The sequence below is a fragment of the Rufibacter immobilis genome, from assembly GCF_003721565.1.
GTDB classification, from domain to species: Bacteria; Bacteroidota; Bacteroidia; order Cytophagales; family Hymenobacteraceae; genus Nibribacter; species Nibribacter immobilis.
Window position 1 is genome coordinate 838,300 of sequence record NZ_RJJE01000017.1, and the last position, 15,257, is coordinate 853,556.

Annotated in this window: 14 protein-coding genes; 11 read left to right on the forward strand and 3 right to left on the reverse strand. The window is 50.6% G+C overall.

Annotated features, from left to right (window positions below; all coding sequences use genetic code 11):
- Nucleotides 1–179: 179 nt before the first annotated feature.
- On the forward strand, nt 180–836 hold the full coding sequence (gene rpe / locus EFA69_RS16430; RefSeq protein WP_123134169.1) for a ribulose-phosphate 3-epimerase: 657 nt from the start codon (nt 180–182) through the stop codon (nt 834–836).
- A gap of 6 nt (nt 837–842) precedes the next feature.
- Nucleotides 843–3,302, forward strand: a complete 2,460-nt coding sequence (locus tag EFA69_RS16435; protein WP_123134170.1) for a TonB-dependent receptor — start codon at nt 843–845, stop codon at nt 3,300–3,302.
- A 188-nt stretch (nt 3,303–3,490) separates the two neighbouring features.
- Here EFA69_RS16435 and EFA69_RS16440 read toward each other — a convergent pair whose 3' ends face one another.
- Nucleotides 3,491–4,366, reverse strand: coding sequence for a DUF2911 domain-containing protein (locus tag EFA69_RS16440; protein ID WP_123134171.1), 876 nt, complete (start codon nt 4,364–4,366; stop codon nt 3,491–3,493).
- A gap of 434 nt (nt 4,367–4,800) precedes the next feature.
- Between EFA69_RS16440 and hisG the strand changes: the two genes are divergently transcribed.
- From hisG to hisIE, 8 genes are all read left to right on the forward strand, one after another.
- The gene (gene hisG, locus EFA69_RS16445; RefSeq protein WP_123134172.1) at nt 4,801–5,652 is read left to right on the forward strand and encodes an ATP phosphoribosyltransferase; all 852 of its coding nucleotides are present in this window, start codon (nt 4,801–4,803) and stop codon (nt 5,650–5,652) included.
- 1 nt (nt 5,653) lies between these two features.
- Nucleotides 5,654–6,934: a histidinol dehydrogenase gene (hisD, locus tag EFA69_RS16450; protein ID WP_123134173.1), complete on the forward strand. Its 1,281-nt coding sequence runs from the start codon at nt 5,654–5,656 to the stop codon at nt 6,932–6,934.
- A gap of 280 nt (nt 6,935–7,214) precedes the next feature.
- Entirely contained in the window at nt 7,215–8,282 is a 1,068-nt protein-coding gene (gene hisC, locus EFA69_RS16455) for a histidinol-phosphate transaminase (protein ID WP_123134174.1), read from the forward strand.
- Between the two features lie 349 nt (nt 8,283–8,631).
- A complete protein-coding gene (hisB, locus tag EFA69_RS16460) occupies nt 8,632–9,726 on the forward strand; it encodes a bifunctional histidinol-phosphatase/imidazoleglycerol-phosphate dehydratase HisB (RefSeq protein ID WP_123134175.1) in 1,095 nt (364 codons plus the stop codon).
- Nucleotides 9,726–10,307 (forward strand): imidazole glycerol phosphate synthase subunit HisH, encoded by a 582-nt coding sequence (hisH, locus tag EFA69_RS16465; protein WP_066835438.1) that lies wholly within the window; start codon nt 9,726–9,728, stop codon nt 10,305–10,307. The genes hisB and hisH overlap by 1 nt, the downstream gene beginning before the upstream one ends.
- A gap of 3 nt (nt 10,308–10,310) precedes the next feature.
- A complete protein-coding gene (hisA, locus tag EFA69_RS16470) occupies nt 10,311–11,030 on the forward strand; it encodes a 1-(5-phosphoribosyl)-5-[(5-phosphoribosylamino)methylideneamino]imidazole-4-carboxamide isomerase (protein ID WP_123134176.1) in 720 nt (239 codons plus the stop codon).
- 280 nt (nt 11,031–11,310) lie between these two features.
- Nucleotides 11,311–12,063, forward strand: coding sequence for an imidazole glycerol phosphate synthase subunit HisF (hisF, locus tag EFA69_RS16475; protein WP_123134177.1), 753 nt, complete (start codon nt 11,311–11,313; stop codon nt 12,061–12,063).
- Between the two features lie 79 nt (nt 12,064–12,142).
- The gene (gene hisIE / locus EFA69_RS16480) at nt 12,143–12,793 is read left to right on the forward strand and encodes a bifunctional phosphoribosyl-AMP cyclohydrolase/phosphoribosyl-ATP diphosphatase HisIE (RefSeq protein ID WP_123134178.1); all 651 of its coding nucleotides are present in this window, start codon (nt 12,143–12,145) and stop codon (nt 12,791–12,793) included.
- A gap of 46 nt (nt 12,794–12,839) precedes the next feature.
- Here hisIE and EFA69_RS16485 read toward each other — a convergent pair whose 3' ends face one another.
- Nucleotides 12,840–13,412: a TetR/AcrR family transcriptional regulator gene (locus tag EFA69_RS16485; protein WP_123134179.1), complete on the reverse strand. Its 573-nt coding sequence runs from the start codon at nt 13,410–13,412 to the stop codon at nt 12,840–12,842.
- A 121-nt stretch (nt 13,413–13,533) separates the two neighbouring features.
- Entirely contained in the window at nt 13,534–14,256 is a 723-nt protein-coding gene (locus tag EFA69_RS16490) for a LytR/AlgR family response regulator transcription factor (RefSeq protein ID WP_123134180.1), read from the reverse strand.
- Between the two features lie 247 nt (nt 14,257–14,503).
- Here EFA69_RS16490 and EFA69_RS16495 point away from each other — a divergent pair, with 247 nt between their 5' ends.
- Complete coding sequence (locus EFA69_RS16495) at nt 14,504–15,235, forward strand: peptidase-C39 like family protein (protein WP_123134181.1); 732 nt, start codon at nt 14,504–14,506, stop codon at nt 15,233–15,235.
- Nucleotides 15,236–15,257 lie beyond the last annotated feature (22 nt).

Consider the following 15,257-nt stretch of genomic DNA (forward strand, 5'->3'; position numbering starts at 1 on the left):
AAAACCTCGTTATGGCATCATAGCGAGGTTTTATTTTATAGGTGGCATCAGGGCGTTTAGGGGCTCTTTTTCCGAAATTAAGCCTAAAACAGTCTAGAACTGCCTCTGCATCAGTTTTCGGTCAGAATTGTTTTTTGCCCTCAGAAATTGTTGCTTTGCAGAAGATTAAACCCATTAGAATGCCTCATTTAATTGCTCCCTCCGTTCTGGCCGCAAACTTTGGCCAATTAGACAAAGATGTAGAAATGCTGAACCACAGCACCGCTGACTGGATTCACGTAGATGTGATGGATGGCCGCTTTGTGCCCAACATCTCCTTCGGTTTCCCGGTGCTGCACGCCATCAATAAAGTTGCCCAGAAACCTCTGGATGTACACTTAATGATAGAGCACCCTGAGTTGTACATTGAACAGTTCAGAGCCGGCGGAGCCAGCGTGATTACCGTGCATTATGAAGCTTGCCCGCATTTACACCGCACGGTGGAGCAAATTAAAGCCACCGGTGCCCAAGCCGGCGTTGCTTTGAACCCACATACTCCGGTTGCCTTCCTTTCCGAGATTATCCAGGATCTGGATGTGGTTTGCCTTATGTCTGTGAACCCGGGGTTTGGCGGTCAGAAATTCATTGCCCATACCTACCACAAAATAAAAGAACTGAAGGCGCTTATTGAGTCAAAAGAATCTGGTTGCCTGATAGAGATTGACGGTGGCGTAAACCAAGATAACGCACCTTTACTGTTAGCAGCCGGAGCAGATGTGTTGGTGGCCGGTTCCTATGTCTTCAACTCCCAAAATCCAGCCCAGACGATTCTGGATCTTAAACAAATCAAAAAATAGGGATAGATGAAGAGCTGCAGGGGGTGGGGGTTAGGGTTTGTTCTGATGCTGGTCAGTTTCACTTTGCAGGCGCAACAAGCGTATTTGCAGGGAGTGGTGCAGGATGCACGACAGAATCCATTGGTGGGCGCTACCATTTCGGTACAGAACAAGTCACTTACCACCTCCTCAGACACTCAGGGAAGATTTACACTAGCGCTTGAAGCCAATCGGATTTACATAGTATCCGTCAGTTATATAGGCTATAAAACCATAAGCCAGGAAGTGCAGCTGCTGCCCCAGGAAAAAAGGTTTGTGACGCTTGAGTTGCAGGAAGTGAACAGCCAACTGCAGGAAGTGCGGGTCTTGGGCAGAAGCGCTACTGATACCAGAGACCAAGTCAGCATAACACGGCTGGACCCGCGCCTGACCCAAACGCTGCCCGCCCCATTTCAGGAATTCAATAAAATCCTGCTCACGCTGCCAGGGGTTACCAGTAACAATGAGCTTTCCTCCAGTTATTCGGTGCGCGGCGGAAATTTTGACGAGAACCTGGTCTATGTAAACGGGATGGAGGTGTACCGTCCGTTCCTGAACGTGAGCGGGCAACAGGAGGGGTTAAGCTTCGTGAACCCAGACTTGGTGCAGGATGTGGTGTTCTCATCGGGCGGCTGGCAACCTAAGTATGGTGATAAGCTTTCCTCCGTGCTGGACATCCAGTATCGTACCCCCACCAAAGCGGCTGCCTCCGTTTCCGGAAGTTTGACCGGAGGCTCTGTCCACGCGGAGGGAACAGCCGCCAAGGGCAGATTCGGATTTTTGGTAGGAGCCCGGCACAAAAACGCAACTTACCTGCTGAACAGCCTGGAGGTGGAAGGGGATTATCGGCCTAAATTCTCTGATGTGCAGACGTACCTTACCTATGATTTATCATCTGAGGAACATAGAACGGCTTATTCAGAACCCAAGACTCAGCTCAGCTTTTTAGGGAGTGTCGCCCAAAATAATTATCAGGTTAGGCCGGAGACGCGGGAAACTACGTTTGGTAACCAGTTCCAGACCTTACGCCTGTTGGTGGGGTATGACGGGCAAGAGCAGATGAAGTACACCACTTATCAGGGGAGCCTGCGCCTACAGCACGATTTCACCTCAACCTTCCGGGCCGAAGCAATTTTGTCAGGTTTGTACAGCCAGGAACGGGAGGTACGGGATCTGGAAGCCGGGTATCGGTTTTGTGATGTGATGCCCACGCCTGGTGTTTCATCTTTTAACAAATGCGCTGGCGAACGCGGCGTAGGCACCCGCTATGAATTTGCCAGGAACCGTCTGCGGGCTTCTCTACAGACATTTGAGATTAGGGCTACGTGGGCGGCCTCTGCCAAAAGCCAGTTCAGCGGAGGCATTAAGGGGGGAAATGAATCTATTAGAGATGCGTTGCAGGAATATTCCTTTCAAGACTCGTCAGATTATGTTTTTGACCTGAGAAGCCTGAACAGCCAACAATCGCTTTCTTCCTCCCGCTACCAAGGCTTTGCCCAACACCAACTGACGCTGGACAGTCTCAAGACCTTGACCTATGGAGTTCGGTTCCATTACTGGTCCGTGAACCGGCAACTTTCCATCAGCCCAAGAGTACAGTTGGCTTTGCAGTACCCAACACTTCCCAGTTGGTCTTTCAAAATGGCTGCGGGTATGTACGTGCAGTCACCGCTCTACCGGGAACTGCGCGATGTACAGGGCCAACTGAATAAAGACCTGGAGAACCAGCAATCTTGGCACTTTATCACTGGTTCTGAATACCGCTTTCAGAAATGGGGGCGTCCTTTCAAATTAACCGCGGAGGCTTTTTATAAATATCTACCTACTGTTATCCCGTATGAGCAAGACAACATGCGCATTAGGTACTTGCCAAACGTAAATGCCACAGCCTACGCCATGGGGGTAGATGTGCGGTTTAACGGGGAGTTTATCAAAGGAGAAGAATCCTGGTTTAGCGTGGGCTTCCTGAGAACGAGGGAGAATCTGATGGGAGACTCCACTGTTGTCAGAGATCCCCAGAGTGGAGAAGTGGTGAAAAAAGAGCCGAAGGGATATATCCGGAGGCCAACGGATCAATTGCTGAACTTTGGAGTATTTTTCCAGGATCACCTGCCCAACAATCCTACGCTGCGGATGTACCTGAACATAGTGTTCAGCACCGGCTTACCGTTTGGCCCATCGGGAGACATCAACCAGCGCAGTTCCTTTCCGGGGCCAGCCTATAAGCGAGTGGACATTGGGTTTTCCAAACTGATTACTTTACGCGGAACGGAGTCGGCCGGATTCGGTTTCAAAAGCCTTTGGCTGAGCCTGGAGGTCCTGAACCTGATTGCAGCCAATAACGTGATTTCCTACAACTACGTGCGGGACTACAATGGCTATACCTACGCAGTGCCAAATTACCTGACGGGGCGGCTGGTGAATGTGCGGTTCATCGCAAAATTCTGATTCTCTCAAGCAGGGCACTTTGACCTTTCTGCATCTATTCTTTAAGAAAAGCTTTTCCAGTTTGGCTCTTTTTTCAGAAAAAGAGCCCCTAAACGTAAATTAGAAAGGATAGAACATGCATTTACACCTCCTAAACAAGCAAGCCTGACTTACTAAAGTCAGGCTTGCTTGTTTAGGAGGCTGGGAGATTAATTAACAGCAAACCGCTTTTCTCTCCAGAGAATGGCCGCATCTTCAATCTCATCGGCGTAAGCGTGGTAAGTGTCTTTTGATTTTTTCCCGAGCTTTTGGGCCTTTTTGTTCAGCTCCAGCGCCTCCATGTATTCATTCTTTTGGGCCAGAAGTTTTGCCTTGAGCCAGACATTGTAGAAGTTTTCCTCCATTTCAATGGATTTGTTCACCCACTGGAGCGCCTGTTCATGGTCTGTGTTTTGCAGGATGAGGTAATTCACGGCCAAAGCATACACTGTCCAGTCAGTAGAGCTGGCGATGCTCAATGAGTCTTTAATCTGGTTCATGGTCTGCTTGTGCGTTTCCACCAGAATTGGCACCACCAGCTTTTTGTTTGCCCAGTGCAGGTGCAGCCTTCCGCTGTTGGTGGTAATGTCCTTGATGGAGTACTCCAGGGTTTCCTGGAAAGGAGCAGTCTGCGGACTGAAGGGCAACCGGATGAAATCCTCTTTAGGATCATAGCCATCGGTTCCCCAAAGGCCTTTCTGCTTGCTCAGGATCAAGGTCCAATTAGCGGAATCAACGGGCAAAACATAGAGGGTATAGGTGCCGGCCGGAATTGTCTCTTGGGAAATGCGTACCTCGGTGCTGAATTTAATAGAGGTACCCTCATTGGCGCCAGCCCGCCACACCTGTCCGTAGGGCACCAGCTTGCCCCATACTTCGCGGTTTTTAACCCCAGGGGCTCCGTAATTAATGGTGACATCGGTTACGCCAATAGTATAAGTAAGGTGGGCTCTTGGGCTAGCTTGCGGTAATTTAAGTAAAGTTTGTGCTTGTGCTGAGCAACACAGAAGAAGTAAAGAAATCAGTGGGGCAAAAAATACTCTCATAATGAAACGCTTTATATCGTTTGCGTATGCTAGGAACAACGTTTCTTCCTCAGAAGATCAATTATTTACTTAAATCATTAATCTTTTAGTATAATAATTTCAATAATCAATGTATTTAAACAAAGATAGCTGATAATCTTCTACATAAGCAAACAAATACGGAACGAATAATTGACTTGTTTATTGAAAATACTTGGTTACCTTTGGCCCATCTTATGAGCAGCACCTATCAAAATATTTCCCTTTCTTCTGCCGCAACCGCGGTACACGGGGTGCATTGCCATCATTTCCATCATTCCTCTTAGGAGGAATCATATCATCATATCGCCCGTACTGGGGCTAGGCCCCATTAAACCGCCGCATTTCCGAGAGAAACGCGAATCTGGTTCTATCTTTGTTTTTCATACATCACGCTCTAGAGCAACCATACTTTTATGATCCGGTTAGCCATCCAAAAATCCGGGCGCTTGTCAGATGACTCCCTGAAGCTCATCCGTGAGTGCGGTATTTCTTTCCTCAGTGCTTCTTCCAAACTGAAAACAGAGGCCACCAATTTCCCCCTTGAGATTCTTTTCCTGCGCGACGACGATATTCCCGGTTACGTGGCCGACGGCGTGGCCGACATTGGCATTGTGGGCCAGAACGTGCTGGTGGAGGAAGGTTTGCAGCAATTGACGGTGAAAAACCTGGGCTTCAGCAAATGCCGCCTGTCATTGGCCGTATCTAAAGGCGATGCCTACGCCGATGTTACGTCGCTACAGGGCAAAAGCATTGCCACTTCGTATCCCAACCTGCTGCAGGAGTTCCTGACTTCTAAAGGTGTGCAAGCTGACATCCATACCATAAGCGGCTCAGTGGAGATTGCGCCTAGCATTGGCCTAGCCGATGCGGTGTGTGACATTGTCTCTTCGGGTTCTACCTTAATCAGCAACGGCCTGCGTGAAGTGGAAACGGTTTTTAAATCTGAGGCGGTCTTGGTTGCGAACCAGAATCTGGATGCTGAAAAGAACCGTCTGTTACAGCAACTGCTGTTCAGAATGGAGGCGGTGCAGAAAGCGCAGAAATCCAAATATGTGGTCTTAAATGCACCAAACTCCGCTATTCCGCAGATCAAGCCGCTGTTGCCCGGCATTAAATCGCCTACCATTATTCCGCTGGCCGAGGAAGGCTGGAGTTCCCTGCACTCGGTGGTGAATGAAGACGATTTCTGGGACATTATCCAGAAGCTGAAAGAGGCAGGGGCCGAGGGTATTCTGGTGGTTCCCATTGAAAAGATGATTGGCTAAGATGAAAACCTATCTTTATCCTGAACGCGAGGAATGGGCTGCCCTTACCCAACGTCCGGTCCAGAAACTGGACCAACTGCGGGCGGGCGTTCAGCAGACCTTCGACCTGGTACAACAGCGCGGCGATGCAGCTTTGATTGAACTGGCGGCCAAATTTGACAAAGCCACCTTGCAAAACGTTTGGGTTACTGACAAAGAAGTTGCCGCTGCCGTTCCGCAAGTAGCCCAAGAGTTAAAAGACGCCATTGAGCTAGCGTACAACAACATAAACCGTTTCCATGAAGCGCAGCGGGAGGCGGTGCAACAGCTTGAAACCATGCCAGGAGTGACCTGCTGGCGTAAATCGGTGGCTATCCAGAAAGTGGGTTTGTACATCCCGGGGGGCTCGGCGCCGTTGTTCTCTACGTTACTCATGTTGGGCATTCCGGCCCAGATTGCGGGTTGCCGCGAGATTATTCTGACCACGCCTCCTAGTGCAGACGGCTCCATCAACGCCACCATTCTCTACACCGCTCACCGGCTTGGCATCAAACGCATTCTCAAAGCGGGCGGGGCGCAAGCCATCGCGGCCCTGGCTTTCGGCACCGAGACGGTTCCGGCGGTAGATAAAATCTTTGGACCCGGAAACCAATACGTGACGGCCGCCAAGCAGATGGTCACCCAACTGGGCGTAGCCATTGACATGCCGGCGGGTCCGTCAGAAGTTTTGGTCATCGCCGATGATTCAGCGGATGCCGACTTCGTGGCCGCCGATTTGCTTTCCCAGGCCGAACACGGTCCGGATTCCCAAGTTGTTTTCGTCACGAATTCAGAAAAACAGCTCCTAAACGTACAAGCCGCCGTGGCGGAACAAGTGGCGAAACTGCCTCGGCAGACGGTGGCCCAGCAAGCCTTGGATAATAGCGTGGGCGTGGTGGTAGGTTCTTTAGACGAAGCGTTAGCCTTCTCTAATCTGTACGCCCCAGAGCACTTAATTCTGTCGGTGGCAGAGCCGGAGGTTTTGGCGGAAGGCGTTACCCAAGCCGGTTCGGTCTTCATGGGACACTTCAGCCCGGAGAGTGTAGGAGATTATGCCTCTGGTACTAACCACACCTTGCCAACCAACGGCTACGCCCGCAACTACAGCGGCGTGTCCTTAGACAGTTTCGTGAAGAAAATCACCTTCCAGCAACTCACCCGCGAGGGACTGGAGCGCATCGGCCCCGCCGTAGAAACCATGGCTGAGGCCGAAGGTCTGCACGCCCATAAAAACGCGGTGACGATTCGCCTTGCGAAGATTTGAAAATAAGAAGATGTGAAGATTTGGAAATAAGAAAATTATTTTTGCCAACACATCTAATCAACATAACTGACCTCCTTTGTCATCCTGAAAGAATCTTGGTGGCAAACGGTAGAAGCGGTTGAGCTTCTGCTTTTCTAGTTTGCCCACAAGGTCCTTTCAGGATGACTAAAGGGAAAAGAAGGCTTAGCTTGTATAAATAGAAAAGTAAAACAATGAAATAAGATTTGGTGCAGGAAGCCATTTTTAAATTTCCTCATCTCCAAATCTCCAAATTTGAAACATGTTCACCATAGAGAATTTCATCCGTCCGCACCTCAAGTCACTGAAGCCCTATTCCTCTGCGCGTGATGAGTTTGAGGGGGAGGCCAGCGTCTATCTGGACGCGAACGAAAACAACTTGGGCAGCCTGGCCGGGGGCGTGGATTACAACCGCTACCCAGACCCGTACCAGAAAACTATCAAAGAGAAGCTGAGCAAGCTGAAAGGCGTACGGCCGGAGCAAATCTTCATCGGGAACGGGTCAGACGAGGCCATTGATTTGCTGGTGCGGCTGGTGTGTGAACCGGGCCGCGATGAGGTGCTGTTGCTGCCGCCCACGTACGGCATGTATGAGGTGAGCGCGAACATCCATAACGTGGGCATTCAGCGGGTGCCGCTGGATGAGCGTTTTCAGCCTGTTTTTGAAAAAATAGCCGCTAAACAGACGGAGCGTACTAAGATTTTGTTCCTGTGCTCGCCCAACAACCCCACCGGAAATATTCTGGACTCTGCCACGGTTGAGCAGCTCATCCGGTCTTTCAACGGCTTGGTGGTGGTAGATGAGGCCTACATTGACTTCACCGACGAGCCCAGCTGGAGCACGCGTTTAGATGAGTTTCCGAACCTGATGGTGTTGCAGACCCTTTCCAAAGCCTGGGGCATGGCCGGTCTGCGACTGGGTATGGCCTTCGCCTCGCCGGAAATTATAGGTTACCTGAACAAGATTAAGCCGCCGTACAACATTAATGTGGTGACGCAGGAGTTGGTAAGTGCCGCTTTAGATAAAACCGCCCAACTAGACGATATGCTGCAAGTTATCATCCAGGAACGGACCCGTTTGGTGGATGCATTTGCGGCGCTTCCGCTCGTTGAAAAGGTGTATCAGTCAGATGCGAACTTTGTGCTGGTGCAGGTGCCCAACGCCAATGAACTGTATGGCTATCTGCTGGAGCGGGGCGTGGTGGTGCGAAACCGTTCTACCCAACCCGGTTGCGCCAACTGCCTGCGCATCACGGTGGGAACGCCCGCAGAAAACGACAATCTGCTGGAGGCACTGCAAAACCTCACCCCCCAACCCCCTCTCCAATAGAGAGGGGGAATCCCGCTTTTCCGTTTTTAGCCTGTTTTCCAGAAAATAGGCCAAAAACGGAAATCAAGAACTACTGGCGCGAGTCTCTGGACTCGTGCCGATGGATGAACGGAGTCTCCAGACTCCACAATTTGGCCTGTGGTTACTAGCGAGTCTGGAGACTCGCTTCATCCCAAGTCACGAGTCTGAAGACTCGCGCCAGAGAAAAATAATGTACGTTTAGCGGCTCTTTTTCTGAAAACAGCCCAAAAACAGAAATAACTTCGGCACAAGCAGATGCTTGGCTTGCGCCTCACATACTTAACCTTGTCGTGCTACTTGCTACGCGATACGTGCTACTACTAAACGAATGAAAAAAGTCTTATTCATTGACCGCGACGGGACCATTCTGCTGGAACCGCCCACCGATTACCAGGTAGATTCTTTCGAGAAGTTCTCATTTTACCCGAAGGTCATCCGGAACCTCTACAAAATCTTTACCGAGCTGGATTACGAGTTTGTGATGGTGACCAACCAAGACGGACTGGGCACTGATTCATACCCGGAAGACACCTTCTGGCCGTACCAGAACAAGATGCTGGAGATTCTGGAAGGCGAGGGCATTACATTCGCGCACATCCACATTGACCGCAGCTTTGAGCACGAGAACAGCCCTAACCGCAAGCCGCGTCTGGGCATGCTGGGCCAGTACCTGTCCGGCGAATATGACCTGGCGAACTCCTACGTGATTGGTGACCGCCTGACGGATGTGCAGATGGCCAAAAACCTCGGCTCTAAAAGCATCTTGCTGCAGGAAGGCACCAATGAAGACGCCACTTTCGTGAGCACCGATTGGGACGAAATCTACAACTTCCTGCGTTTGCCCGCCCGCAAAGCCACCATTCAGCGCAACACCAACGAGACGCAGATCAGCGTGGAGATAAACCTGGACGGCGAAGGAAAATCAGACATGCAGACCGGCCTCGGGTTCTTTGACCACATGCTGGACCAACTGGCGCGCCATTCCGGCGTTGACATGCGCATCCACGTGAAAGGCGACCTGCACATTGACGAGCACCACACCATTGAAGACACCGCTCTGGCCTTGGGCGAAGCTTTCGCGCAAGCCATTGGCGACAAACGCGGGATCAGCCGTTACGGCTTTTTGCTGCCCATGGATGATGCCCTGGTGCACGCCGCCATTGACTTCTCGGGACGTCCGTGGTTGGTGTGGGACGCAAAGTTTACCCGCGAGAAAGTAGGAGACATGCCCACCGAGATGTTTCTGCACTTCTTTAAATCGTTCTCAGATACCTCTAAGGCCAACCTCAATATCAAGGCTGAAGGCGAAAACGAGCACCACAAAATAGAAGCGATCTTCAAAGCCGTGGCCAAAGCTATTAAAATGGCCTTGGTCCGCGACGTGAATAAGATGGAAATCCCCAGCACCAAAGGCGTCCTGTAATGAAAATCGTCATCGTAGATTATAAAGCCGGAAACGTGCAGAGCGTACTCTTCGCGCTGGAACGACTTGGTGCCCAGGCTACCGTTTCTTCCAACGCCGAGGAAATTAAGAGCGCAGACAAGGTGATTTTCCCGGGCGTGGGCGAGGCTTCCTCGGCCATGCGCGCCCTCAAAGCGAATAACCTGGACACGCTGTTGCCTACCTTAACGCAGCCTTTTCTGGGCGTTTGTCTGGGCATGCAATTGCTCTGCCAACACTCAGAGGAAGGCGATACCGAGATGCTGAACATCATTCCGGTGCCCGTACGCAAGTTTGATGCGGCTATCAAAGTACCGCACATGGGCTGGAACAATCTGCACCACCTCAAGAGCGGTTTATTCGCTGGTATCAAGGAAGATGAATATGCCTACTTCGTGCACAGCTTCTATGCGCCGGTCACGGAGCATACCATTGCGCAGAGTTCGTATCCAGAGCCGTTCAGTGCCGCCTTGCAGTACAAAAACTTCTACGCCGTTCAGTTTCATACCGAGAAAAGCGGTCCCGCGGGGGCGCACATTCTCCAGAACTTCTTAAATCTCTAAGCCATGGAAATTATTCCAGCAATAGATCTGATTGAGGGCAAATGCGTCCGGTTGACCGAGGGTGACTTCGCGCAGCAGACCACTTACCACTCAGACCCCGTGGAGGTAGCCAAACAGTTTGAAGGCCTCGGGCTGCGCCGCCTGCACCTGGTGGACCTGGACGGTGCCCGCGCCAAACAGCCGGTGAACCTGCCGGTGCTGGCCCGCATTGCCCGCGAGACCAGCCTGCACATTGACTACGGCGGAGGCCTGCAAAGCAGCGAAGCCATTCAACAAGCTTTTGATGCAGGTGCCCAGCAGGTCACCGCCGGCAGCATTGCCGTGCGCGAACCCAAGACCGTGCAGAAATGGTTGAAGGAATATGGTGCCGATAAAATTATTGTGGGCGCCGATTTCAAAGACAACCGCATCGCCATCAATGCCTGGGCCGAGCAGAGCGACCTCACCTTGGAGGCGTTTTTGACCTCTTTTTCTGAAAAAGGCGCTAAAACGTTCATCTGCACTGATGTGAGCAAAGACGGAAAACTGCAGGGATCCTCGCTGGAGATTTACCAGCAGTTGATTACAAAGTTCCCCACCTTGCAGTTCATCGCCAGCGGCGGCGTGACTACCATTGAAGAAGTCCGTCAGCTCCGCGATGCCGGTTTGCATGGCGCCATCATCGGCAAAGCCATCTATGAGGGTACCATTAAGTTGGAAGACCTGGCTAAGGAAGTTCGGTAGCGTTCTACTGGCTATTAACTGGCGCGAGTCTCCATACTCGTGACAAAGGATGATGCGAGTCTCCAGACTCGCCGGGAACCACCAGCCGGAATACGGGAGTCTGGAGACTCCACGCATCCGTGGGCACGAGTCCAGAGACTCGCGCCAATTGAATTCATAAATTGTAAAGTTGTTTTAGAGCTGTTTTCAGAAAAAGAGCCCCGAAACGCAATTAAGAACAAATCAGAAAAGCCTGAAAGTCCCTCTCCGTGGGAGAGGGATTTAGGGTGAGGTCAACCAAATGCTCACAAAACGAATTATCCCTTGCCTAGACATTAAGAACGGACGTACTGTGAAGGGCGTGCGGTTTGAAGACATCCGGGATGCCGGCGACCCGGTGGAACTGGCGGCGCTGTACGCCAAACAAGGCGCCGACGAACTGGTGTTTCTGGACATCACCGCCACTAATGAAAAGCGGAAGACCCTGGTGGAACTGGTGCGCGAAGTGGCCCGCTACATTGACATTCCGTTTACCGTGGGCGGCGGCATTAGTGCCGTGGAAGACGTGGAAGTGCTGTTACAGAACGGTGCCGATAAAGTATCGGTGAACTCCTCGGCCATTCACCGTCCGGAGCTGATCACGGAGCTGGCCAGCCGGTTCGGAAGCCAGTGCGTGACCGTGGCCATTGACACCAAAAGCACCCCGGAAGGATGGAAAGTTTTCAGCAAAGCGGGCACCATGGATACAGGCCTGTGGGCCATGGACTGGGCCAAAGAAGTAGTGGAACGCGGCGCCGGAGAGATTCTGCTTACGTCCATGAGCAACGATGGTACAAAGAACGGCTTCGCGCTAGACATTACGGGGGAGATTTCCCGTAACGTGATTGTGCCGGTCATCGCCTCCGGCGGAGCCGGGAATGCCCAACACTTCTTAGATGTTTTTGAAGCTGGGGCCGATGCCGCGCTGGCTGCCAGTATCTTTCACTTCCAGGAAGTACCGCTGCCCGGACTGAAGCAGTTTTTAGCAGAGAATAAGATTGATATTCGTATTTGAGATATAAGACACAAGACATATAAGAAGAGAAAAAATCTTATGTTTTGAGTCTTATATCTTGTGTCTCAACCACAAACAAATGACCATAGATTTCAAAAAAGGAGAGGGGCTGGTGCCCGCCATCATACAGAATGCCGCCACCGGAAAAGTACTGATGCTGGGCTACATGAACGAAGAAGCCTTTCAGCAGACACAAACAACCGGCTTGGTCACCTTTTTCTCCCGTTCCAAGAACCGCCTCTGGACCAAAGGCGAAAGCTCCGGCAATACGCTCCAAGTGGTGAAGATAGAACTGGACTGCGATCAGGACACGCTCCTGATTCTGGTAAATCCCACCGGGCCCGCCTGTCACCGCAACACCGAAACCTGCTTTGATGTGGAGGGAGATGCAGATTCTTACCACCAAAGAAGTTTCCAGAACTTTTCACCTACTGAGAAAGCCTTGCAGTTCATCTCCAAGCTGGAACAAACCATCAAAGAGCGGCGCAGAAATCCAATAGAAGGTTCTTACACCAACTTCCTGTTTGACAAAGGTCTGAACAAAATGGCCCAGAAAGTAGGCGAAGAGGCCGTGGAGGTAGTCATTGACGCGGTAGCCGGTAAAACCGATACCATGAAAGGCGAAGCGGCTGATTTGATTTTCCACCTGCTGGTGCTGCTGGAAGCTTCTGGTCTTTCATTAGCGGAGGTAGTGCAAGTGTTGGAGAGCCGGCACAAACCCAGAGAGTAGTACTAAAAAAGCCACGCCCAAAAGGTGTGGCTTTTTTAGTACGGCTTTAGCCATTCAAGTAATTTTTAAGTTGGAGCAAATACCTGATCACTACATCCTGCAATGGAAAAGTAGGCAGGGTAAGGTAATGCTGAGCAATACCGTCTAAAGTGGCCAGCATCAGGGCAGCCTCCGCCGAGGGGGAGTGGGAGCCCGCCGCAGCAAGTTTGCTAGTTAACATAGTACTCTGCATCCATGACTCATTCTCCTCCTCTGTCCCCATGGCTTTCAATACTGCTGGTTGCATACGCAGGCTGTGGTGCAGCCGCCAAAAGGTAGGATTTTGCTGCAAGGCCTCAAAGGTGCTGCGTACATGATGCTCTATGTACTGAAAAGGGGGGACTCCCTCAGCGGGTTGTTTCAGAAAAGCCTTGTTCGCTTGCCTCGCTTTTAACATGATCCCCTTCAGCAGTTCTTCCTTACTGCTGTAGTAGTTGTACAACAAGCCTAAAGATACACCCGCCTTTTCTGCGATCTTCCTGATGGAGGTACGGTCATACCCTTCCTCAGCGAACAATACCATAGCCACGTCCTGAATTTTCTGAACCGTTTCCTCACGCTGAATTTCTCGTTTATTCATAAATGATTGAACGTTTGTTCATTTTTTTATTATTTTAAAGTAATTGCTAAAAAAAGGCGTTTAGGGGCTGTTATTCCAAAAACAGCCCCTAAACGCCAGGAATAAAAATGAATCTAAATTGTTAAAGCTTGTTGATGCGGCTGTAGAATTTGCTCTGGTAAGAGCCGCCAATAGGGATGTACTTGTCCTGCATAAGCACTGAATCATCCTCAATCAGTTCAATCTTCTTGAGGTTGATAATGAAGGACCGGTGAATGCGCAGAAACATCTCAGGGGGTAGTTTCTGGTCAATCGCGCTCATAGTAGTATAGACAATGTGTTTCTTGTTGTCCGTGTTAATCACCACATAGTCACCGCGGGCCTCTATGTAAGAGATATTGTTCAGGTTCAGCTTAATGATCTTGTTGTCTACCTTTACAAATAGCTCATCGGGTGCAGCGGCAGCCGGGGCAGGAGCCGCCGCTGCTGTATTTTCCAATTTCTTCACCACGTTCAGCACGGCTTGGGTGAAACGGGTGAACTCCACCGGTTTCATCAGGTAATCGGCTACCTGTAGCTCAAAGGCCTGTAGCGCGAAATCTTTGTGGGAAGTGATCAGGATGGTTTGCGGCTTAGAAGGCAGCGTACGCAGCAATTCCAGCCCGGTCATTTCTGGCATTTCCACGTCCAGGAACAGCAGGTCTACACCGTCATTTTGCAAAAGCCAAGCCAGGCCCTCTACACTGGAGCCAAAAACTTGTACCAGTTCAAGGGAGGGAGTGGCCTTAATGTGGCGCTCCAGAATCAAGCGACTCAGTTCATCGTCGTCTATGACAATTGTTCGGATCGGGGTCTCCTTTTTCAATAGCCTGTAGTTAAAATGAAGAATGGATTACGGTAAACTCCAAATATATCACTCTTAACCGTTCCCACGGCATTTTATACACTGAAAGCATGAAAAACAAATGGTTAGGCAACTTTAAATAGTGCCGAAAACAAGTGTCCATTAGTGCTTCGTGATTACGATGCAGAATGTTACGTTCTATCCGGTTTTATTTCTAGTAACCTGTAAGTAGAAACACGTATAAGTGAGTCAAAAAGATTAAGAAGACGTGCTTCCAGTAAAACTACTCAATTCGCTCCGGATTCTCACCCAACCAGATGATTCCACCTGCGGTCCTACCAGTTTACATGCCGTTTACCAATATTACCAGGACATACTCCCCCTGGAGCAGGTAATTTCTGAAGTATCATTCCTGGAGGAAGGTGGCACGCTGGGCGTCATGTTAGGATGCCATGCTCTGCGCAGAGGCTACAGGGCCAGAATCTATACCTATAACCTGCACGTGTTTGACCCCACCTGGTTCAAGCTGAAGAACGATGATTTGGTTAAAAACCTGCGGGAGCAGATGCTTTATAAAGGTGACCCCAAACTGCACATAGCCAGCAAGGCCTACATTGAATTTTTGGAGCTGGGGGGCGAAATCTGTCACAAAGACTTAACCGTTGACCTACTGGACAATTACTTCTCCAAGGGAATTCCGCTGCTCACCGGGCTCAGCGCCACCTACCTGTACAACTGCGCCCGGGAGCGCACCAATGACCGTGGTGAGGCAATCTATGACGATGTACGGGGGGAGCCGCTTGGGCATTTTGTGGTCCTGGCCGGTTTTGACAATGAACAGGAAAAAGAGCACGTGATTGTGGCTGATCCTTATCAGGAAAACCCGCTTTTCAGAAACAACTATTATAATGTGACTATCTCCCGCCTGATCAATGCCATCATGCTGGGCATCGTTACCTATGATGCCAATCTGTTGGCCATAGAACCTAAAGCATCCTAAACCAATACCCATAGAACACTCC